Source organism: Ahniella affigens (assembly GCF_003015185.1).
Lineage (GTDB): Bacteria > Pseudomonadota > Gammaproteobacteria > Xanthomonadales > Ahniellaceae > Ahniella > Ahniella affigens.
Window position 1 is genome coordinate 2,772,481 of sequence record NZ_CP027860.1, and the last position, 22,498, is coordinate 2,794,978.

General features: G+C 59.8%; 17 protein-coding genes. 5 read left to right on the forward strand and 12 right to left on the reverse strand.

Annotated features, from left to right (window positions below):
- Positions 1-82 precede the first annotated feature (82 nt).
- The 5 genes from prpB to C7S18_RS10675 all read right to left on the reverse strand — a co-directional run bounded on the left by prpB (position 83) and on the right by C7S18_RS10675 (position 4,198).
- Positions 83-964 (reverse strand): methylisocitrate lyase, encoded by an 882-nt coding sequence (prpB, locus tag C7S18_RS10655; protein WP_106891547.1) that lies wholly within the window; start codon positions 962-964, stop codon positions 83-85.
- Positions 965-1,101: 137 nt separating this feature from the next.
- On the reverse strand, positions 1,102-1,464 hold the full coding sequence (locus tag C7S18_RS10660; RefSeq protein ID WP_106891548.1) for a glutaredoxin family protein: 363 nt from the start codon (positions 1,462-1,464) through the stop codon (positions 1,102-1,104).
- A gap of 115 nt (positions 1,465-1,579) precedes the next feature.
- Entirely contained in the window at positions 1,580-2,566 is a 987-nt protein-coding gene (locus C7S18_RS10665; protein WP_106891549.1) for a malate dehydrogenase, read from the reverse strand.
- A 94-nt stretch (positions 2,567-2,660) separates the two neighbouring features.
- Positions 2,661-3,002, reverse strand: a complete 342-nt coding sequence (locus C7S18_RS10670; RefSeq protein WP_106891550.1) for a glutaredoxin domain-containing protein — start codon at positions 3,000-3,002, stop codon at positions 2,661-2,663.
- Positions 3,002-4,198 carry a pyridoxal phosphate-dependent aminotransferase gene (locus C7S18_RS10675; protein WP_106891551.1) on the reverse strand — a complete coding sequence of 399 codons (1,197 nt, stop codon included), beginning with the start codon at positions 4,196-4,198 and terminating at the stop codon, positions 3,002-3,004. Before C7S18_RS10675 ends, C7S18_RS10670 begins: the two co-directional genes overlap by 1 nt.
- 255 nt (positions 4,199-4,453) lie before the next feature.
- Here C7S18_RS10675 and C7S18_RS10685 point away from each other — a divergent pair, with 255 nt between their 5' ends.
- The 5 genes from C7S18_RS10685 to C7S18_RS10705 all read left to right on the forward strand — a co-directional run bounded on the left by C7S18_RS10685 (position 4,454) and on the right by C7S18_RS10705 (position 8,940).
- Entirely contained in the window at positions 4,454-5,179 is a 726-nt protein-coding gene (locus tag C7S18_RS10685; protein WP_146151872.1) for a hypothetical protein, read from the forward strand.
- Complete coding sequence (locus tag C7S18_RS10690; protein ID WP_106891554.1) at positions 5,176-6,363, forward strand: M48 family metallopeptidase; 1,188 nt, start codon at positions 5,176-5,178, stop codon at positions 6,361-6,363. Before C7S18_RS10685 ends, C7S18_RS10690 begins: the two co-directional genes overlap by 4 nt.
- A complete protein-coding gene (locus C7S18_RS10695; RefSeq protein WP_146151873.1) occupies positions 6,347-6,949 on the forward strand; it encodes a hypothetical protein in 603 nt (200 codons plus the stop codon). Before C7S18_RS10690 ends, C7S18_RS10695 begins: the two co-directional genes overlap by 17 nt.
- Before the next feature lie 110 nt (positions 6,950-7,059).
- Positions 7,060-7,542: a DUF1249 domain-containing protein gene (locus C7S18_RS10700; RefSeq protein WP_106891556.1), complete on the forward strand. Its 483-nt coding sequence runs from the start codon at positions 7,060-7,062 to the stop codon at positions 7,540-7,542.
- A gap of 9 nt (positions 7,543-7,551) precedes the next feature.
- On the forward strand, positions 7,552-8,940 hold the full coding sequence (locus tag C7S18_RS10705; protein ID WP_106891557.1) for an MBL fold metallo-hydrolase RNA specificity domain-containing protein: 1,389 nt from the start codon (positions 7,552-7,554) through the stop codon (positions 8,938-8,940).
- Between the two features lie 411 nt (positions 8,941-9,351).
- On the opposite strand, the gene C7S18_RS10710 is transcribed toward C7S18_RS10705, so the two are convergent.
- The 7 genes from C7S18_RS10710 to C7S18_RS10745 all read right to left on the reverse strand — a co-directional run bounded on the left by C7S18_RS10710 (position 9,352) and on the right by C7S18_RS10745 (position 22,498).
- Positions 9,352-10,239 carry an SEL1-like repeat protein gene (locus C7S18_RS10710; protein WP_106891558.1) on the reverse strand — a complete coding sequence of 296 codons (888 nt, stop codon included), beginning with the start codon at positions 10,237-10,239 and terminating at the stop codon, positions 9,352-9,354.
- Between the two features lie 427 nt (positions 10,240-10,666).
- Positions 10,667-11,677 carry a type I glyceraldehyde-3-phosphate dehydrogenase gene (gap, locus tag C7S18_RS10715; protein WP_106891559.1) on the reverse strand — a complete coding sequence of 337 codons (1,011 nt, stop codon included), beginning with the start codon at positions 11,675-11,677 and terminating at the stop codon, positions 10,667-10,669.
- A 411-nt stretch (positions 11,678-12,088) separates the two neighbouring features.
- On the reverse strand, positions 12,089-12,355 hold the full coding sequence (locus tag C7S18_RS10720) for an oxidative damage protection protein (RefSeq protein WP_106891560.1): 267 nt from the start codon (positions 12,353-12,355) through the stop codon (positions 12,089-12,091).
- A gap of 3 nt (positions 12,356-12,358) precedes the next feature.
- A complete protein-coding gene (locus C7S18_RS10725) occupies positions 12,359-14,311 on the reverse strand; it encodes an acetoacetate--CoA ligase (RefSeq protein ID WP_106891561.1) in 1,953 nt (650 codons plus the stop codon).
- A 339-nt stretch (positions 14,312-14,650) separates the two neighbouring features.
- Positions 14,651-15,502, reverse strand: a complete 852-nt coding sequence (locus C7S18_RS10730; RefSeq protein WP_106891562.1) for a helix-turn-helix transcriptional regulator — start codon at positions 15,500-15,502, stop codon at positions 14,651-14,653.
- 575 nt (positions 15,503-16,077) lie between these two features.
- Entirely contained in the window at positions 16,078-19,167 is a 3,090-nt protein-coding gene (locus tag C7S18_RS10740; protein WP_106891564.1) for an efflux RND transporter permease subunit, read from the reverse strand.
- A gap of 19 nt (positions 19,168-19,186) precedes the next feature.
- Entirely contained in the window at positions 19,187-22,498 is a 3,312-nt protein-coding gene (locus C7S18_RS10745; protein ID WP_106891565.1) for an efflux RND transporter permease subunit, read from the reverse strand.

Below are 22,498 nucleotides of genomic sequence, written 5' to 3' on the forward strand. Positions count from 1 at the left end.
GGAACTATAGTGACTTGTTTCGAGAACCGCAAGTCTTTCGTGCGAACTTGCGTGGCGACAGTCACTATTTCTTGCAGTGTGCTCAACCCTTCTTGGCAAATAACGCGTCGAGCGCGCGCTCGTAGTCGTAGTAACCGATCCGATCGTAAAGTTCTTCGCGGGTCTGCATCGTGTCAACGACAGACTTCTGATGACCATCGCGCCGAATTGCGTTGTAAACATTCTCGGCGGCCTTGTTCATCGCGCGGAATGCCGACAACGGGTACAGCTGCATTGCCACACCAACGGACGCCAATTCATCACGCGTGAACAGCGGCGTCTTGCCGAATTCGGTGATGTTCGCGAGTACGGGCACATTGACTGCTTTGACAAAGCGCTCATAAGTCGGCAGATCGTAAGCGGCTTCCGCAAAGATGCCATCAGCACCCGCCTCAACGCAGCGCTGCGCACGTTCGATGGCCGCGTCGACACCGGCCACGGCAATCGCATCGGTACGCGCGATCAGAAAGAACCCCGCATCAGTGCGCGCATCGGCGGCGGCCTTGACGCGGTCGACCATTTCATCCGTGCTGACAATTTCCTTGCCCGGCCGATGACCACATCGCTTCGCGCCCACCTGGTCTTCGATATGGCAGGCCGCCGCACCAGATTTGATCAGTGACTTGATCGTGCGCGCGATATTGAATGCGCTCGGACCAAAACCGGTATCGATATCAACGAGCAGCGGCAGATCACAAACGTCAGTAATGCGTCGGCAATCGATCAGCACGTCGTCCATCGTGTTGATACCGAGGTCAGGCATGCCAAGCGAGCCCGCGGCGACACCGCCACCTGACAGATAGATCGCTCGAAATCCGGCGCGCTTCGCGAGCAGCGCGTGATTGGCATTGATCGCACCAATGATCTGCAGCGGCGACTCGTCGCGCAGCGCCTGACGAAAGTGTTGGCCAGCGGATGTACTCATGAACGGCTCCTCATCGAAAAAGGACGCGTCGCCGAACTCCCAGCGGCGCCATCAGGTTAGGCAAGCCCCATAGTGTGCCATCAGCACGCTGAACGTGCGGCCCGTGTCAGTGCTCGCGCCAACAACCACCCAGAAGCCTAGATCGACGCGGGCGGCAGCGCGCGGGCCAGATCGATAATGTCGTCCGGCTCATAGCCCACAATGATCTCGTCACCAACAATCGTGGTTGGCAGGCCAGCCACATCCAACTCGTCGGCAACCTGTCGACCCAGCGCCGTGGTCTCCACGTCCAGCATTTTGAAAGGGATCTTCGCGTCGCGCAGGTCGCGTTTGAGTTGCTTGCAATAGCCGCACCACTCGGCGCTCAGCACCACCACCTGGTGACCTTGCAGTTGGCTGCGGACTGCTGGCGGCACTTTCTCGCCCGAACTTCGGGAATCCGGCAGAAACAGGGCAATGATCACTGCCACCACCAACACCAGAAAGATAATCCGACCCATTCTTGATACTCCGCTTGACCTGCCAATAGTTGCCTGCGCCAAATGAACTGACGGCCAAGTCTGAGCGACAAACCGGCAGCGCACCCAGGGGCCGCTGCCAGTCCGAACCGCCCGATCAGGCCAGCATCGACGCCACGCCCGCCTGCTCTTCCTGGAGTTCGGCGAGCGTCTTGTCCATCATCGTGCGCGAATAGTCGTCGATCGGCAGGTCGCGCACCATGGTGTATTCGCCATTCGCGCAAACCACCGGGAATCCGTACATGATGTCGACCGGAATGCCGTAGCTGCCATCGGACGGAATTCCCATCGTCACCCACTTGCCGTTCGTGCCGAGCGCCCAGTCACGCATATGGTCGATCGCCGCATTGGCCGCCGAAGCCGCCGACGACAACCCACGCGCTTCAATAATGGCCGCACCGCGCTTGCCGACTTTCGGAATGAACGTTTCGCGATTCCAGGCTTCATCGTTGATCTTGTCTTTGAGCGAAGCACCGCCAACCGTTGCAAAACGGTAGTCTGGATACATGGTTGGGCTGTGGTTGCCCCAGACCACCAGCTTGTCAATATCGGCAACCGGCACCGACGCTTTGGCCGCGAGTTGGCTCAGCGCGCGGTTGTGGTCGAGCCGCAGCATGGCGGTGAAGTTCTTCTTCGGCAACGACGGCGCGGACTTCATCGCAATAGATGCGTTGGTGTTCGCCGGATTGCCGACCACCAGCACACGGATGTCGCGACTCGCCGCTTCATCCAGGGCGCGACCCTGCTCGATGAAAATCTTGGCGTTCTCCATCAGCAAGTCTTTGCGCTCCATGCCCGGACCGCGTGGGCGGGCGCCAACGAGCAGCGCGTAATCGGCGTCCTTGAACGCTTCTTTCGGGTCGGACGTGCCCACCATGCCGGCGAGCAGCGGGAACGCGCAATCTTCGAGTTCCATCATGCAGCCTTTCAGCGCAGCCTGCGCCTTGTCCATCGGCAGTTCGAGCATTTGCAGAATGACCGGCTGATCCTTGCCAAGCATTTCGCCCGCGGCGATCCGATAAATCAGGGAATAACCGATCTGGCCGGCGGCGCCGGTCACTGCAACTCGTACTGGCTTTTTCATGGTGTTCCTCTTAAGGCAAACAGGCAGGTCAAAGAAACGGACTGGTTAAAAAACCGAATTGGCCGATGGTAGCAGGCTCCGCCTGAGCGGCTGCTCAATCGCCGGCCCGGGCACGGGCGATGATGGTGTCTGGCTGATAGCCGTAGAAGGCCTGATGATCGATCAACGTGACCGGGACGGTCAGGCCACCGCCCAACTCCGACCGCAGCGCTGCGCCTGTCTCGGAGTGCTCGACATCCCACTCCTGGAACGCGATACCCGCCTGGTTGAAATCGGCGCGCAAGCGATCGCAATAGCCGCACCACGTGGCGCTGAGCAGCACCACGCGGTGACCTTTGGTCAGTTCTTGCGCCGCTTCCGGCAACACTGGCTTCTTGCCGCAGCCACCGAGTGCCAGGGCCAAGAACAATACCAACCAACCGATCGCTCGGGGCATCAGGCCAATTCAGCGAAGAAGTCGACAATGCGCTGCAGACCGTCCGGCAACTGCGCGCTCGGGCAGGTGTAGCTGATGCGGATCGCGCGCGGTTCACCGAATGCGGAGCCCGGCACGCAGGCCACGCCTTTCGCGTCGAGCAGCGCATTGCAGAAGTCGACGTCGTTCTGGATCAGCTTGCCCTGGTGCGATTTGCCATAACTGACTGAAATGTCCGGAAACACGTAGAACGCGCCCTGCGGCTTCGGGCAGATCACGCCCGGGCACTTGCCCAGTGCGGCCATGACCAGATCGCGCTTGGCTTCGAATTCCTTGTTCTTTAGCACCGGCACATCCTGCGGGCCCGTGAGGGCCGCAACCGCCGCGGCATTGACCACTTCCGGCACGTTCGTAATGTGGTTCGAGTTCAGCGTGACAATCGCCTGAGCGACTTCCACCGGACCCGCGACAAAGCCCATACGCCAGCCCGGCATGCCGTAGGTCTTCGACAACGAGTCGATCAGGATCACGCGATCCTTCAATTCGGGACGCGCCTTGACGAGGTGCGCATAGCCTAGACCATCAAAGATCATGCGGTTGTAAATGTCGTCCGAGATGACCCAGATCTTGTGCTTGACGAGCACGTCGGCCAAAGCCCGCACTTCCTCGTGCGTGTACACCATGCCGGTCGGATTCGACGGGTTGTTGAACAGCAGCACCTTGGTTTCGGGCGTGATCGCCGCTTCGAGTTGCGCCGCCGTCAGCTTGTAGTGCTGTTCCGGGCTGCAATACAGCAATTTAGAGCGGGCACCCAAAATATCGGCGATATCCAGGTAGCTCGTCCAATAAGGCGTCGGAATCAGGATTTCATCGCCCTCATTCAGCAGGGCGTACATGACGTTAAACAGCACCTGCTTGGCACCGATGCCCGTGGCGACGTGCTTGCGCTCGTAACCTTCAAAGCCACCTTCTTGCAGGTGCTTCAGAAACGCATCGAGCAACGCATCGGGCCCGCGGTTCGAGCCATAGCTGCCGCTGTCCTTGGCGAGTGAGTCGCGGGCAGCCGTGTACACGTGATCACCCGGCAGGAAATTGGGCACACCGATCGAGAAACTGATGATGTCGCGGCCTTCCGCCTTGAGTTTCTTGGCTTTTTCGGCAACCAGCATGATGGCGCTGGGTTTGGCACGGCCCATTCGTTCGGCGAGCTTCAACATCGATGACTCCAAGTCCAGGGATCAAGTAACGCCGGTTTCGCGGCCGGCGGCGGCAAACAAGCCGGTATTCCAACTGCTTAGCCCTGAAATGATAACACCCTGCCCTCGCCCGGCTCATGACGATTTGCTGGCTTGCAGCAGACATCATGAACGGTAGCCGTCACGATTTTGGGGCCGATAGTGATCAGGGGCACCGCATCCTGGGCATAATCCGGGAAGCCTGGCGATCTGCCCAATCCACGGGAGCCCTGAGTGATGTTGCTGCGGACCGTTTTCCGTTTGACCTTGCCGCTCGTCGTACTGGCCGTTTCGGCTTGCTCGTCGTCGCACATGCGCACCGATGCCGAGTTTGAAGTCGCCCGCGACCTGAGCGGCAAGTCGGTCGTCCTGGTCGAGCCGAGCATCCAGCTCTACGAAATGCAAGCCAGTGGCCTGATGGAGCCTCGGGCCGATTGGACCCGGGCCGCACGCCGCGACCTACCGGCGGCGATCCATGACATCCTCCGCGCCCGCCAGGCGGCGCTGAAACCCGAATATCGGGTGCCGCCGGAACTCGATACCGACGCACAGATTCGGCAAGTCCTGGCGCTCAACGAAGCCGTCATCAACACGATCTACACGCACAGTTACCTGCACGTGCCGCTGCCCACGCGCGGCGTTGCGCGCAAGAAGGCACTGAGCTGGACACTTGGCCCCGGCGTGGCGGCGATCCGCGATGCCACCGGTGCCGACTACATGCTGAATGTGATCGTCAGAGACAGCTACACGAGCGGCGGACGTGCCGCGCTGATGATCGCGGCGGCGGTATTGCAATTGGGCATTCTGCAAGGCGGCCAGCAATACGGCATCGCGACGCTGGTGGACCTGCATACCGGCGATGTCGTCTGGTTCAACGTCATGAGTGATTCCCTAGGCGATCTGCGCGACCCGAAAGGGACGCGCGAAACCGCCGACAAACTGCTGAAAGGGATGCCGCTATGAGTCGACTGCGCCGCGGTTGCTTGGTCATGCTCGCGGTGGTCGTACTGGCCGGATGCGCCAGCGCGCCATTGCGCGACATGAGCCCAGGCGACACACCCGCCGAGAATACTGATGAGGGCGGGCTATGGGATGCCCTGGAAGAGTCGGAACGCGCCTTGCAGAAGTCGCCGTTGCTGATTCGCGATCCGGCTTTGAACCAATATGTACAGCAGCTGGTATGCCGGTATGCCGGCGACTACTGCAAAGACATCCGTGTCTACATTGTGCGCCGCCCCTACTTCAATGCGAGCATGGCGCCGAATGGCATGATGCAGGTGTGGACCGGCGCCTTGCTCCGTGCTGAAAACGAAGCCCAGCTGGGCTTTGTGTTGGGCCACGAAATCGGCCACTTCCTTGGGCAACACTCGATCAAACAATGGCGGCGCACCAAGAACACCGCCAACGCCCTCAGCCTGCTGCAGTTGATCGCCGCACGGAGCCCCAGTGCCAGTGCCGGCGATGCCTTCGATGTCGCGCTGCTGGCGGCTTACGCGACCTTGTTCAAATACAGTCGTGACCATGAGCGTGAATCCGATCTGCACGGCTTCGAACGCTCCGTCGCCCTGGGCTATGACCCGAGCCAAGGCTGGAAGCTCTGGCAGGCGCTACTGGCCGAAGAAAATGCGCGCGACCGCCACAAGCCGTCATCGATCTTTGCGACGCACCCGGCGACCGATGAACGCCTGACCACGCTGCGACTGGAGGCCGAGTCGCTGCCGGCACACGGCTCAGAACTTGGCTCCGAGTCCTATGAAACGGCGATGCGACCGTTTCTGACCACGTGGCTCGCCGACGAAGTGCAACGGCGAAACTATCCGCAAACGCTGGTGCTGCTGGACCGCTTGGCAAATCGCGACGGGTTTCCGAATCCTGGACTGCTCGCCTACTTCCGCGGCGAAGTGTTTCGCAAGCGACGCGCGCCCGGCGACGACAAGCGCGCAATCGATGCCTACTTGGCGGCGCTTGACCTGCCCGGCCACCCAACGGTGACACTGCGTGATCTGGGCTACGCGTATCGCCGCATTCAAGACCAGACCGCCGCCAACCAGGCATTTGCCGATTATCTGCACACCCGCCCCGATGCGGATGATCGCGCGCTGATCGAACACCTGATGAAGGAGCCAGCCCGTGCTCTGGAAGACTAGACTGATTGCGCCCCAATGGGTGGCCTTGGCCGCCGTGTTCCTTGGACTCGCCGCCTGCAGTGGCACACCCGGGCTCGTCCGTCCAAATGAACCGGTCAAAGTGCAGCGCATCTTCGAAGTTCGCTCGCCTATTGAGTGGGCACGGTTTCGCGGCCTCGGCAACGAAACCTGGACCATCGATGGTGCTTTGCTGAACCGGCTGACGTTCATCACGAACATTCGCGACAAGGAGCACATCTTTGGCTATGGCCGACAGAACCGCTGGAATCCCGATGGCGCGTTCTATCGGACGGGCATGGATCCGAATGAACTCCGCGATCTGATGGTGGACGGTCTGGCGCAGATTGGCTTTGCGAACGTTTCAGCAAGCAACCTGCAACCTGGTGAGCGCGATGGCTTTACCACCTATCAATTCGACTTGGATTTGCGGTCGCCAAACGGGCTCACGTACAAGGGTCACGTCTTGATGCTGGAGCGGCGCCAGCGGTTGAACTTTGTGTTGTTCTACGCGCCGGTCGAGTACTACTACGCAAAAGATGCTGATGCGGTGACCGCAATTTTCGCCGACCTCCACGTTCGCCCGTGACGAGCACAAACGGCCCCGGCGCAACATGGTCAGCACGCCTTGAAACTATAGTCGCTTCCGGGCCATCCGGGAAGTCTGTTGCTTTTTGATCTTCGCGTTACCATCGCTGCATGTTGATTCACTCTGATTCCACTGCACTACCCAGACAGAGCCGGTTTGGCAATCTGATGGGCTTGTACGCCCACAACTATTGGTCGCTGACTCGAATCCTGGGCCCTGACCATTTGCCGCTTGGCCGGCACCAGTCCGAAGGCAACGTAGGCATGCCCGTGTTGCTCGACGTCGTCGAACGCGCGCCGTACACCGTTGAGATGAAGCTCAGCTACGCGATGATTGATCCGCAGAGCGGTCAGCTCGACCCATCGGCGCATATCCGGCTCTATCGCGATGCCCGCCTCGCCGAGGTGGTGACCTGCTACTTCGGCAGTCGCCTGGAGCATGCGCTCGGCCGCGATGCGCCGGGGCCCAAGGTCATGCGTTATCGATTGCAGCGCAATGCGTTCTTCGCCAAATGGTTGGACTATCTTGAGCATACCGGTCATAACCGGTTTGCCTGGAAATCCGTACCGACCGACCCCTCGCCTCCTATTTGAGGAATCCCCATGAAAGTCTCGTTCTTTGGTGCAGCTGGCGAAGTGACGGGATCCTGTCATCTGGTCGAGGCGGCGGGCCACCGGATTCTGCTCGACTGCGGCATGATCCAGGGCGGGCGCGACGAGGCTCGCCGCAACGGCGAACGATTCGCATTCGACACGCGGAATTTGGACACGATGATTCTGTCGCATGCGCACATTGACCATGTCGGCCGCTTGCCGCTGCTCAGAAAGCGCGGTTACAAAGGCGATATTCATACGCAGTATGCAACCAAGTCGTTGTCCAAAATCATGCTCGAAGACTCCGCTCGCCTTGCGGCTCAGGACGTCGAATACGAGAACAAACGACGCGCGCGGCGCGGCATGAAACCGATTGAGCCCGTGTATGACGAGGATGATGTGCGCGATGTGCTGCATCAACTCAAGGGCCACGCGTACGACCAATGGTTCGAGCCGGTACCGAACGTGCGCGTGCGGCTCCGCGATGCAGGCCACATTATTGGCGCAGCGATTGTCGAGGTGCATGCTGACGAGGACGGTCAGACCAAGAAGCTCGTGTTCTCAGGCGACATTGGCCCGAAGGGTACGCCGATTCTGCGCGATCCAACTACGGTGACCGACGCCGACTTGGTCATGCTGGAAAGCACCTACGGTGATCGGCTGCATCGAGCCCGCACCGACACGATTGCCGAACTTGGCCAGATCTTCGAAACGGTTCATCAGCGGCCGGGCATGGTGTTGATTCCCGCATTTTCGGTGGGCCGTACCCAGGAAATTCTGTACTGGTTTGCGCAGAATTTTGAGGAATGGGGCCTGGATCGGATGCAGATTGCGATCGACAGCCCCATGGCAGACAAGGTCACCAAGGTCTACGACGACCACCAAGACTTGTTCGATGAAGAAGCCAAGCACATCTGGCAAAACAAGCTGAACCCGTTCAAGCTTCCGAACTTGCGCTTCATTGCGAGCGTCGACGAGTCGCGCCGACTCAACGAAACCAAAGGTGGCCAAATCATCATTGCCGGTTCCGGCATGTGCAATGGCGGCCGTATTCGCCATCACCTGAAGCATCACCTGTGGCGGGACAGCACTCACGTGATCTTCCCGGGCTATCAGGCCCATGGCACGCTGGGGCGGGAGCTCGTCGACGGCGCGAAATTCGTCAACATCTTCGGCGAGCGCATTCGCGTTCAGGCACAGCTGCATACCGTCGGCGGGTTGTCCGCGCATGCCGACCAGGCCGGTTTGCTGGAGTGGTACGGCCACTTCGGGTCAAAACCGCCCGTGTATTTGGTGCATGGCGAAGATCCGGCGCGGGAGGTGCTCGCTCTGAAACTCCGTGAGCAGTTTCACGCCGAAGTCGAGTTGGCACGGCCCGGAATGACCGTATCGTTCTGACTCGCCGAACAAGCGGTGGGAAAACGTCGAGCCAGTATTTGGAGCGGCATCGGCGCAGGCGTCCTTTGTAGCTGATGACCGCAGGCACAGGGACACCCCGTTTGTGCTGACCCGCGTCAGCAATGGGAGACCCACAGTAGCTTGGCTGAATGTCAGCAATCGATGGGTCAGACTGCCGCAAGCTTGAACCCCACCCCGGATCAAGTCCGGGGTGACGAATCGTAAGGGTGCCTTTCGCGGCCCGAACCGCTGCTTCAGATGCTTGGCAGGAGCGGTTGCCCAATGACTCCCAATCCCCCTCTCGTCACCCCGGACTTGATCCGGGGTGAGTTTGATTTGTCGCCGGTCACTCATTGTCCGGGCTGAAACACCAAAGTTTCAACAACGCCGCCGGACGCGCCATGAGAACGACTACTCAGACCGACTCTCACGCCCGCGAGAGCGATAGGGATCGGTGCCTCGATAGTTGAAGAGGATGAAGGCATGCCGTTCTGGGCTGTCCGCCGACACTTCCGGACAACGAATCGCAAACGCGAATTGACGCGCCATCTTTGCGGCCATTGGATCTGGAACCGAATCCATGACGAACGATTCCGATGCACTACCATCGGGAGCAATTCTGGCAACGAGTTCGACGATCGAGGGGTCATGGCGGCGCGAGCCGTCGAAACGAAAGCCTTTCGGCGGTGGGCGCACGTCGCAGCCCTCGGCGCTGTCGCTTGGAGTCGCTGGGGCTTGCTCAAACTTCGTGCCATGCGCTTCCAGCAATGCAATCGTTCGCTGCCGAATCGATTCTTCTGGGACCGATTTCAGTTCTGCCTGCAGTCGGGCCATCAACCAGGCTGCCGCGCCAGACGTTGGCAACGAACGTTGCGCAGTTCGATTACCACCTTTCCAGTAATAGGTGTACACCTGCAGCCAGGCCATGGCTTCCAAGTGGTCCCCGAGTTCACGATGCACCGTGGCAAGTTTGAACGCCGCCGTAAAGCGACCATTGTCAAAGGCGCGGGTCAACCACATCAACGCAGCACCTGGGTCTGGCCGAATGACCGCGTCGTCCTTGAAGCGCGTCTGGTGCACCAGGCTCCCGAGGTCGTACATCGCAAACGAGTTGCCGGCTTCAGCGTGTTGCTTCAACGCCGCTAACGCAGTGTGTCGATCAGCGGTCGGCGCCTTCATGTCCAGCAAGGTCACCATGATGCTCGAGTCAAAATCAGACGCCGCCGCGGGCGTGTCTTCGGCATGAGCACCCGTTACCGCCACGAACATCGCTGCACACAAAGCAATTTGTTTGAGCATTTCCAGACCACTCCTAGTTCAGAATTCCAATCGTGACGCCCAACCTGAGTCAGTCCAGACCGGACGATCAGACCCACACTCCGTTACGCACCGGTCCGGACTCGGCGCCATCGACTCACAAGTTGAAACACCACAAGTTCGCGCGAATCCAACCGCCAGCTGTCGCGCTTGCCGGGGCATGGACTTGCAGACTCGCCCGGTATCGCTGCACCGCAACGTTGCTGCCGGATCGACTCACCGCATTGTGAAATCAGTCCCCGGCAATTCCTAGTGCCTCAACTTGACCATTCGGCAATTTGCCGCCATTGGAATGCGCGAATGACTGACGCCGCCACCACGATTGGCGCGCTACCAACCACCAATTCACGCGCGAACAAGAACGGCCTGCCGAAGCAGGCCGTTCTTTGGGTATCACAATCGACAACGATCAGGCTTTCATCAACGCGAGCGTGGTGTCCAGCATGCGGTTCGAGAAGCCCCATTCGTTGTCGTACCACGACAGGACTTTGACCAGCGTGCCGCCCATGACCTTGGTCAGCGTCGCGTCGTAGATCGAGCTGCGCGGATCATGATTGAAGTCCACCGACACCAACGGCGCCTTGTTGAAGCCGAGAATGCCCTTCAGGGCGCCTTCGGAGGCTTCCTTGACCGCCGCATCGATTTCTTCCTTGCTGGTCGGGCGCGCGGCCACAAAGCTCAGATCAACGACGGACACGTTGATCGTTGGCACGCGCATCGCGAAGCCGTCGAGCCGGCCATTCAGCTCCGGCAGCACCAGGCCAACGGCAGCGGCTGCACCGGTCTTGGTCGGGATCTGGCTCATCGTGGCCGAACGGGCGCGACGCAGGTCCTTGTGGAACACATCGGTCAGCACTTGATCGTTGGTGTAAGCGTGAATCGTCGTCATCTGACCATGCACAATGCCGATCTTCTCGTGCAGCACTTTGGCGAGCGGTGCCAGGCAGTTGGTCGTGCACGAGGCATTCGAGATGACGGTGTGCTCAGCCTTCAGCGTGTGGTGGTTGACGCCGAAAACGACCGTCGCATCGACATCCGCCTCGCCCGGGGCCGAGATGATGACCTTCTTGGCGCCGCCAGCCAGATGGCCAGAAGCCTTGGCTTTGCTGGTGAACAATCCGGTGCATTCGAGCACCACGTCGACGTCGTGCGCGCCCCACGGAATCTCGGCTGGGTTCCGCACGGCATAAACCTTGATGCGGTCGCCGTTGACGACCAGATGGTCGCCATCGACACCCACCTCACCCGGAAACTTGCCATGCGCCGTGTCGAAGCGGGTCAGGTGGGCGTTGGTCTCGGCGTCACCCAGATCGTTGATCGCAACAATCTGAATTTCGGCATTGCGCTTGCCTTCATAGAGCGCGCGCAGAATATTGCGGCCGATGCGGCCGTAGCCGTTGATACCCACCTTGATTGCCATAACTGGTTCCTCGCTGGACAAACCGCGGATTGTAATGGGGGCAGCGCCCCAGCCAAAATGACGAAATCAGGGCAAGCTTGGGCGGTGGCAGCGCCCTGCCGCCGGTACGCCGGACGCCAAAGGTTCGCATTGGGCAACTGGTCAGGAAGGCGTTTCTCAATTTTGAAACCCACCCCGGATCAAGTCCTGGGTGACGAGCGGTGATTTGGACAGGTGCCGGCGGGATCAAATTCAGCTGCGTACAAGACTTGCGGCCAGGTTGGTTCGGGCCTAGCGGCTCTGCCAAGATTGCGAATCGGGCTTGCCAAGATTCCCGCCAAGATCCCGCGGCAGTTGGCTCCAGCAAAGCGCCAGAGACCATCCAGCTATCGGCCAGCTAGGGGCCAGTCTCGACCCCGGGACGAACAACCCTCACTCCGGCGCCACAAACCCTACCGGCTGCTCGGCGCCACCGCCAAACAAGAAGGCCTCCATTTGCTCGCGGAGATACGTCCTGGCCTTCGGGTCGAGCGGCGACAAGCGATTCTCGTTGATCAGCATGGTCTGGTGCGCGAGCCACTGCTGCCACGCCTCGGCACTCACCGTCTCGAAGATCCGCTTGCCGAGCTCACCTGGGTAGGGGGTAAAACCGAGTCCCGCGAGCTCCTGATTTAACTTCACACAATGCACAAGACGCATGGCTCAATCCTTCAGCTGAGGCAGATCAGCATACAGCTTCAACGCATCGGGATTGGCGAGTGCATCCGTGTTTCGCACGGGGCGACCATGAACAACATTGCGCACCGCGAGCTCAACGATCTTGCCCGAGATCGTCCGAGGAATATCGGCCACTTGAATGATCTTGGCCGGCACATGCCGCGGCGTTGTGTTGTCTCGGATCGTTTTCTTGATCCGATCGGCCAGCGCATCATCCAACACCACGCCCTCGCGCAGTCGGACGAACAACACCACACGCACGTCGCTCTGCCAATCCTGGCCAATACACAGGGATTCGAGCACGTCCTCGACGCGCTCGACCTGACGATAGATTTCGGCAGTGCCAATACGCACGCCGCCCGGATTCAAAGTGGCATCCGAACGACCGTAGATGACAATGCCTTCGCGGTCGGTCAGCTCCGCCCAGTCGCCATGACACCAAATGTTATCGAAGCGCTCGAAGTACGCTGCCCGATATTTGGCGCCATCGGGATCATTCCAGAACCCAATCGGCATCGACGGAAACGGTGCCGTGCACACCAGCTCACCCGGCGTCTCGCGGATCGCTCGGCCGTCCTCATCGTAGATTTCAACTTTCATGCCAAGCCCGCGGCATTGGAGCTCACCACGGTAGACGGGCAGGATCGGCGCTGCGAGCGCGAAGCACGACACGATATCGGTGCCACCCGAGATCGAGCCCAGCAGCAGCCGCGGCTTGATGTCTCGATAGACAAAGTCGAAGCTTTCTGGCGCCAGCGGCGAGCCGGTCGAAAGCACGGTCTTCAGGGCCAGCAACTTGTGCGATTCGCGTGGCTTCACACCCGCCTTCTCGAGGGCGCTGATGTACTTGGCGCTCGTGCCGAACACGGTGACCCCCACCTCGTCCACCAGATCCCACAGGACTTCCGGTTTTGGATGGAATGGCGATCCATCAAACAGCACGATGGTGGCACCGACAGCCAACCCAGACACCAGCCAGTTCCACATCATCCAACCACAGGTGGTGTAGTAGAACAGTTTGTCCTCGCGCTTCAGATCAGCATGCAGCACGAGCTCTTTGAGGTGCTGGATCAACGTGCCGCCGACGCCATGAACAATGCACTTTGGTACGCCCGTGGTGCCACTGGAATAGAGAATGTAGAGCGGCGCCGACCAGCTCTGACGAACGAAGTCGATGGGCTGTGCCTGGAATGGCTCGGTGAACGCCCGCCATGTAACGGCATTGGGAAACGCCGCCAGGGTGGCTGGTTCTTCGAGATACGGCGCAACCACGACACGCTGCACGCTGGGCAGCTTGGCCGCCACGTCGCGAATCCGTTCCAGGCAGTCCAATGACTTCTTGCCGTAAGCGTAACTCGCGGCAGTAAACAGTACCTTTGGCTCAATCTGACCGAAACGGTCCAATACGCCTTGGGTGCCGAAATCCGGCGAGCAACTCGACCAAACCGCACCCAAACTTGCGGTCGCCAGCATCGCGATGACCGCTTCGGGGATGTTCGGCATGAAGCCCGCCACGCGATCGCCAGGCCGAACCCCTTCCTGACTCAGCGCCTGCGCCAGGCGCGAGACCTCATCATACAGTTGCGCATAGGTCCACTCCCGGCTGATACCCGACTCGCCGCGAAACACAATCGCCAGGCGATCATCACGGTAACGGAGCAGGTTCTCGGCAAAGTTGACGCGAACATTCGGAAACCACGACGCACCGGGCATCTTGTTGGCATCAACCAACACCGGATCACGATCACCGCTCGCCCGGATGCCACAGAAATCCCAGATCGCTGTCCAGAACTTCTCTGGCTGCCGGATTGAAAACTCGTACAACGAAGGATAATCCTGCACGCTGGGATCAAGCTCGCTCGCAATCGTCTTAATGAAACGGCTGAGATTGGCCCGCCCGACACGTTCGGGACTTGGTTGCCACAGTAGATCGGCCATCGATGAGTCCTGATTCGTAGCTGCTGATTGAATTCACGTCGGGCGAGCCCCGCCGCGAACGAGTCATCGCGGCAGGTGGGCAGACTGCTGCCAGCCGGCTTTGCTTTCCCATCCAGGACTAGGCTAGCTGATGGCGACCAAGCGGCCAAGACTTGTCAAGGGCCAGCAGAGGCGTTATCGCCGAATGCCATGCTGGCCCAGCCCCTTTGTCCAATTGACGGCTTGGCCGCTTCGGCCTTGTACGAAGCCGCCAAAGCGGCTGGCCATCAATTTGTATTCGCCTGCAAAATAGCAAGACGCGACTTCATGGATCACTTCAGGACGGCAGTCAACGTGCGGTCACAATGCCGCACGAAGCACGGATGCGGGGCGCCCGTAGTAATTTCGGAACGCTCGCGCAAAGGCGCTGTTGTTCTCGAAGCCGCAGGCTGCGGCGACCTCGCTGACGGTCAATGCGGGGTCCCGCAGCAGTTCCCGAGCTTGGGTCAGACGCACTTGGATGCCGTAATCCTTTGGGCTCATTCCGTAAACGCGATGAAAAGACTTGGTGAAATACCAGTGCGAGAAATTCGTCAGATTGGCGAGTTCGCCAATTCGAACAACGCGATTGGCGTTGCCCTCGACATAGAGCCGGGCACGCTGCAAGCGAGACAACACCTGGAAGCGTCGTGTGCGTGACTTGCCCGGGCATCGGCTGACGAGTTCGCGAAGACCGCTCTGCAGCGACTCGATTTGCGCCAGCAGGCTGCGAAGCACCGGTTCACGACGCCAAAAATCGGCGCTACCCTGACTGGCAGACTGACGCAGCACCTGGGCGATCACGGCCAACATGGCGCGATTCATTCGACCGCGGCCCGGAAGCGGCTCGCTGTTGCCGTTTCGATGCAAGAGTCGCCAAGCCGGCGCACTCAGCACCAACACCAATGCGAGATCGCGCCTTCGGCTTTGCAAAGTTGGTGCAGCTTCGCGCTCAAGAAGCAACCATTCCCGCGCATGCAGACTGAACTGCCCTTCGCCGGCATGGACACGCAAGCCTCCCGAAATCGAGAGCACCAACACCAGGTGGCCGCCCGGCACCTTCAAGGCACCATCGCCTTTCATCAGGATCGCCTGAATTTGCGGCAGGCGATCGAGACCGTCCTGAATCGCTTGCGCCTGCCCGCTCGTCAACATCGTTTCATTGAGCAACATAGGTACCTCCGTTGTAGCTGGAGGCCATTGCAGCCGGAGTCGAAACACGCGTCAGGAAATTGGCCCGAAACCTGTGCGATGTTTGTCGAACAGGCCGACGAAATTTGTCCGAAAGCTTTTAAATCAATGGCTTGAGACCATTACTTCCGGACTGGTGAACGCGCGTTCAGCCATGACTTTCGACCGCCATGACTTCTGGCAGAGCGCACGATCGGCACACCGAAACACCCGACTCGCATGCATCGCGCGCGACCAAAAAAGCGTCCAATTCGATCCAAAATCGTCGACCGACCCGGACACCGATCGCTCGAACGCGGCACTGAATTCGCACGAGTCCGGGTGCGTCGCGACCAATCGCAGACACGCTCGATTGCGTGCGCGCACGTGTCTGAGATCGGAGTCTGCTTTGGCTGCCTGGCTCACCCCGGTGCAGACCCGGGCCCGGTATTTCTCTCGCCGTGTCAAAGCCCGACTTGATTGATCCGCGGTTGCGCCTTCCCAGGCGTGAGGTCGTAGGCTGTTTTGCAACAGCCTACCAATTGGACACGATGGATGGGCTCAGAAGCCCCCAGGGCTCAGACTGGGCCGTTGGCCGGCTCCGCTGACTCTGGTTTGACCAGAGCCGGCCCTCTTGCCTGCCGGATCATGGTTCGAACGGCGGTGCTGGCATCGTCCAGCAAACTCAGAATGGTCGGGAGCACGATCAACGTAACGATGGTCGAGAAGACCAGGCCACCGGCAATCGCACGCGCCATCGGAAAGTAAGGCGGGCCATCGCCGCCAATCTGCGTGGTGCCAATGCAGAGCGGCAGCAACCCCAGAATCGTGGTCGCCATGGTCATGATCACCGGACGCAACCGATCGCGACTGCCTTCGACAAGCGCATCGTGCCGCGACTTGCCTTCGGCTTGCAGTTGGTTGATGTGCTCCACCATCACAATGCCGTTGTTCACGACGACCCCCATCAGGATCAGCAATCCGATAAAGGCCATCAAGTCGAATGCCGTGCCGGTCAGAAAGAACAACCAGTAGATCCCGAGGATCGAGAACAGGATCGTCGAAAGAATGCCGAACGGATACACCAACGACTCAAATACCGCCGCCATGACAACGAAAATCATGACCAAGGCCAGAATCGTGTTCATCAGCATCTGGTTGAGCGCTTCGTCACTGTCGTTGAAACCCTGCCCATACGACCAGCGGTAACCAGGCGGCAGATTGACCGCGTCCATCACCGGCTTGATCGCTTCTCGAACCTCCGATTCCACCGCGCCCGGCGCCAGCGACAGGGTGACCTGCAGCGCCGTCTGTCGATTCGTACGACTGACCGCAACCGGGCTCGGCTCCGAGCTTACCGAGACAAGAGACAACAACGGCACCTGCTCGCCGCCAGGTGCGCGCAGCTTGAGGTCGCGCAGGTCGTCAATCGTCGTCGAATCCGAACCCTGAAAGCGCAACCAGACCGGAATCTCTTGCCCCTCGTAGCGATACTCGCGCATGGGTGCGCCGCGCATGGCCACGGCAATGAACTGTGCCACCTGCTGCGCGCTGAAGCCATAGCGCAGCGCGCGGTCGCGATCGACCCGCACCTGAATCTCGGTTTCGGCCGAAGCCACACCGGTGCGCGCATCCCGAATCCCGTTGATCTTGCTCAACGCCCGAACCGCTTCGGGCGCCAGCTCATTCAGCGCCGTGCTCGATTCGCCAATCAGCGAAATCGTCAGCGCCTGGCCGCCTGGGCGTTGCGGCCCATCCCCAAATCCAACGGTGCCAATGGGGAGATTCGGCAGGCCCTTGCGGATGTCTTCCTTGATCTCGTCGGTGCTTCGAACAGCGACATCGGCGTCGGTAAAAAGCAGCAAGGTGTTAGCGCTGCCACGCTCATCAAAGTAACTGTAAACCGACTCGATCTCGAACTTCTCTTTGTTGGCGAGCAGGTACCGCTCCACCGCCGAAATCGACTTGTCCAATTCAGAGAGCTGGTACAGGCCGTTGAGTTCGTAACGCAATTGCGCATCGCGCGTTTGCCCTTCCTGGATCATTTCGGACTTGGTCAACGCAAACGGCACCACGCTGACCAATACCAGGAGCCCCGTCCACAACATCGTCTGCAACCGATGGTGCAGCGTCCAGTTGACGAGCGCCGCATAGCGATTCCGGAACCGGGTCACCCAACCTTGCTGCAAGCCCGCTTTGGGCGTTGGAATCCGGGCCGAGATCATGGGAATCAGGCTGATGGCCACCAACCAGGACACGAGCAGCGAGACGCAAATCGCAATGGCGACATGCGACAGATTCAACGTGATGAAATTCTTCTCACCAAAGATGTTCGGGAGAAACACCACGCAGTGACAAAGCGTGCCAGCACTGATGGCGATGGTGACGTTGTTGACCCCGACGACGGAGCAACGGATCGGATCATCCGGGTATTTCTCGCGCTGCTGATAGATGCTCTCAACGGCGACAACCGCGTTATCGACCACCATCCCGATGCCGAGCAAGAGCCCCATCATGGAGAGGACATTCAGCGAATAGCCCAAGAAGTACATGATGCCAAGTGTAATGACGAAGCTGATCGGAATCGCGAGCGACACCATGAATGTCGATGCCCAGTTCCGCAGAAAGAGGAACAAGACCGCAATAGACAACACCAGGCCGATCAAACCGGCCTCGGCCAGCTCCCACAAGGAACTGGTCACGCCTTTGGCCTGATCCTGCAGGAAGAAAATATCGATGCCCGCCATCTCCGGGTCCTGACCGATCCGCTGCACTTCGGCAAGCGCGCGGCGGCCAACGTCCACCAGATTGGCACCGCGCTCCTTGAACACATCGATCCCGATCGCCGGCTTCAGATCCAAGTGCCGCGCGTAGTCTTTTCGCTTTGGCTTCAAGGAAACTTGTGCCACGTCACCAAGGCGCAGCCCGGCGTCATTTAAGACCAGGGCCCGAATTTCGTCCAGGCTGTGGAATTCGCCAATCGGCTGCACCCGAAAACGGGAGCCGCTGTCTTCGATCAATCCACCAGAAACCGAGAAGTTCGCGGCCTGAATGCGACTCGCCAGTTGATTGAGATCCAAGCCATGGGCGCTCACGCGATCGGCCAGCAACTCGATCTGAACTTCCGGCGGCTCGACGCCTGCCATATCGACGCGCGCCACACCGGGCAAACGCTCCAGCGCCCGTTTGACCTTGCGGTTCAGCAGCTCATAGGAGTTCGACAAATCGCGACCGGACGACACCCGCAACGACAGAACCGCCTGGTCGCCGCTGGAAAACTTCAACACATTGAAGCGCTGCACATCGCTCGGCAGCTCCTTCCGGATCGCCTCCAGGCGGTCACGGGCCTCGACGGCCTTGATCGCGACATCCGCATCCCATTTGAATTCAATGAAGATGCTGGCGTCATTCGCGGTCGATTGCGAATTGATCGATTTGATGCGCGACAACGTTGCCAGCGCCTCCTCGGCCGGACGCGTGATATTGCGCTCCACCTCTTCCGGCGTGGAGCCCGGATACGGTATCTGCACAAACAGAAACGGCGCATCGAAATCCGGGAAATACTCAAGCGGCAAGCGCAGCGCTGCGATCAAGCCCAGCAACGTCAGCGACACGAACACCATCACCGTGGTGACGGGTCGCTTCAAGCTCATGGAAACCACACTCATGGCAGACTCCGGCGCAAACTTAGTGGGTTAGATGCTGGGCAGATTCCGCTTCTTGGCGATCCTTCGCCTCGCGCGCGGCGACCGCTACATATTCAGCATCGGAACGGCGATCCATCAGGTTGTACATCACCGGGATCACGAGCAACGTCAGCAGTGTCGAAACCGAGAGACCCGCAATCACGGTGATCGCCATCGGCTGGCGGATCTCGGCGCCATCACCAAGTCCCAGAGCAAGTGGCAGAAAGCCCACCAGCGTGGTCACCGTGGTCATCGCAATCGGGCGCAGACGCGACCGCGCGCCTTCAATCAAAGCGTCGAACTTGCTGACACCCTCACCGCGCAGCTGATTAACCCGGTCGATCAATACGATGGCGTTGTTCACCACAATACCAGCCAACATGATGATGCCGATGCCAGCAATAACCGATATCGGCATGCCAAAGAGCTTCAAGCCAAAAACGCAGCCCACAATCGCGAGTGGAATTGAAAACAGAATCACGAAGGGATGCAGCAGCGACTCGAACTGCGACGCCATGACCAGATACACGAGGAACACCGCCAGGGCCAGCGCAAAGATCAGCGAGTTGGTGCTGGCTTTGAGCTCCTCACTCTGGCCGCTGACGCGGAAGCTGACGCCCGCCGGCAGTTGCAACCCGCTGATGATACGCGACGCCTCACTCCCCGCCGTGCCGAGATCGCCATAAGCCAGATTCGCCGACACCAAGGCAACACGTTCCTGGTCCGAGCGGCGGATTTCGCCAGGGCCCTCGGTGGCCACCACATCCGCCACCGCCAGCAACGTGACGGGCCGGTCACTTGCTGGGTTCACAATCAGGTTCTTGATGTCTTCGACGGACGCGCGGTCGTCGGCTCTGGCACGCACGAGGACGTCGATCTTGCGATCGCCGAAAGTGTGGCGCGTCGCGACTTCACCGCGAACTTTCTGCACGACCTGATCGGCGATTTCGCGGGTACTGAGGCCGAGCGCCGCGGCGCGCTCCTGATCAAAGCGGATCTGAATCTCCGGCTGACCGGACTCGACTGACGACTTCACATCGGCGAAGCGATCATTCTGTGCCAGCGCCGCCGCGACGAGCTTGCCGGCCCGTTGCAGACGTTCCAGATCGTAGCTGGCCAACTCCACTTCCAGTGGCGTCGTAAAATTCAGCAACGCCGGTCGGGCGAACGTCGCATCGGTGATCCCGAGTTGCCTGGCTTTCACGCGAAGCGCATCCATAGCCGCCTCCTCCTCTGCCCGGCGCGAACCCGGTGGCATCGTCACAATCAGACGCGCCACGTTCTCGCCCGACTCGGTGGGGTTCGCATCCAGACGCGTGCCCGAGCCACTGACGCCGTAAATCGTGGCGATCCGTTCGTCCTTGGTTGCTTCCATGGCGCGCACCACACTGTCCGTTTCGGCCAGCGGCGTGCCGGGTGGCAATTTCAGCGTGGCTTCGAACTGACCTTGCGCCAACTGCGGCACCAGATCGAGCCCGAGGCCCGGAATCATCGCCACCGCCAACACCAATGCAGCGATGGCCGTGCCCAGCACTTTGATCGGGTTCCGAAGGACCCATGGCAACAACGCGGCATACGCGTTTTCCTGCTTGACCTGCATGGCCATGACCCATTTGGCCGCTGGATTCAACACCAGACCGAGCAGCCAGCCCAGACCTCTGAATGCCCGAATCAGCCACTTGGCGACGAACACGAAGACAAATCGAAGAACTTTGGCAAACCCAGAAATGGCGCCCCGGACGATCCGCATGAACAGACCCTCGCGGCGCGCCGTCGGCGTTGGCGCCGGGTCGGCGCTGGCTGCATCCAATGCCGCCACACCGACCTGCTCCAACGAGGCCAGCATCGGAATCAGCGTCAGCGACACGACCAGAGACGCCAGCAACGAAATCGACACAGTCAGCGCCTGATCGCGGAACAACTGCCCGGCAACGCCTTCCACAAAGACCAGCGGCAGGAATACGGCCACCGAAGTCAGCACGGAAGCCGTAACCGCCATACCCACTTCCTGAGTCCCTTTGATCGCGGCCTGGACAATGCCCATGCCCGCGTCACGGAGCCGCTGAATGTTTTCCAGCACCACGATGGCTGCGTCGACCACCATACCCGTCGCCAGCGCGAGGCCACCGAGCGACATGATGTTCAGGGTCAGCCCGAATTGGGCCATGAAAAAGAACGTCGCAATGATCGACACCGGCAGCGACAGGCCAATCACGACCGTCGCGCGCACGTCCCGCAGATACAGGAAGATCACCAGAATCGACAACAGGCCGCCCAACAGTGCGTTGCTGTACACCTCATCCAGTGAGCTCTTGATGAAGCGACTCTGATCGTCGATCCGCACCAGGCTTGCGCCGGTCGGCAACTGCTTGTCGTCTTCAAGCCGTTTGGTCAAACCATTGACCAGATCCGCCACTGCAACGGTATTGGCGTCGCCCTCCTTGTAGACAGCGAGTTCGACGGCTTCGCGACCATCTACACGGATGATCGACTCCCGCTCTTTGTAGCCTTGCCGGACGTTGGCCACATCCTTCAGGCGAATCGTGGCGTTGCTGTTTGGCAACAGCAGCATGTTGCCGATTTCGGTGACATTGGCAAACTGATTGATCGTACGCACCAGGAACCGCTGCGAGCCTTCATCCAGGCGACCACCGGAAATATTGACGTTCTCAGCGCGCAAGCGCTCGATGACCGTCGACACATCAATATTCAACTGCTTCAGCTTTTGCTGATCGATCTCAACTTGAATTTCGTCTTCGAGACCACCGCCGATCTTGACCGCCGCGACGCCGCTGATCGGCTCGATACGCTTCTTGAGCTGCTCATCGGCATACCGACGCAGCTGTTTCAGTTCGGCTTCATTGAACGTGTCACCCTTGCTTGCACCGAGCAGGCCATAACGCAACACGGGCTGCGTGGACGGATCAAAGCGCAGCAGCGTGGGTTTGCGCACATCCAACGGCAGCTGGATCAACTCCAGCTTTTCGCGGACTTCCAGGGCGGCCATGTCCATGTTGGTGCCCCAGATGAACTCGAGCACCACATCAGATTGCGACGCCCGAGACACGGATCGGATCCGGCGGACATTCTTGACGACGCCGAGTGCTTCCTCGACCTGTTCGGTAATGAGGTTTTCGATTTCGACTGGTGCCGCGCCCGTGTATTCGGTGCGAACCGTCAGCGTCGGATAGGACAAGTCCGGCAACAGCGTGATCTTCAGTTCTGACAGGGCGATCAGACCGAACAGCACAGCGGTCAGCGTGGCCATGCCGATGGTGACGCGTCGACGCGTCGCAGTGGCGATGATGCTCAT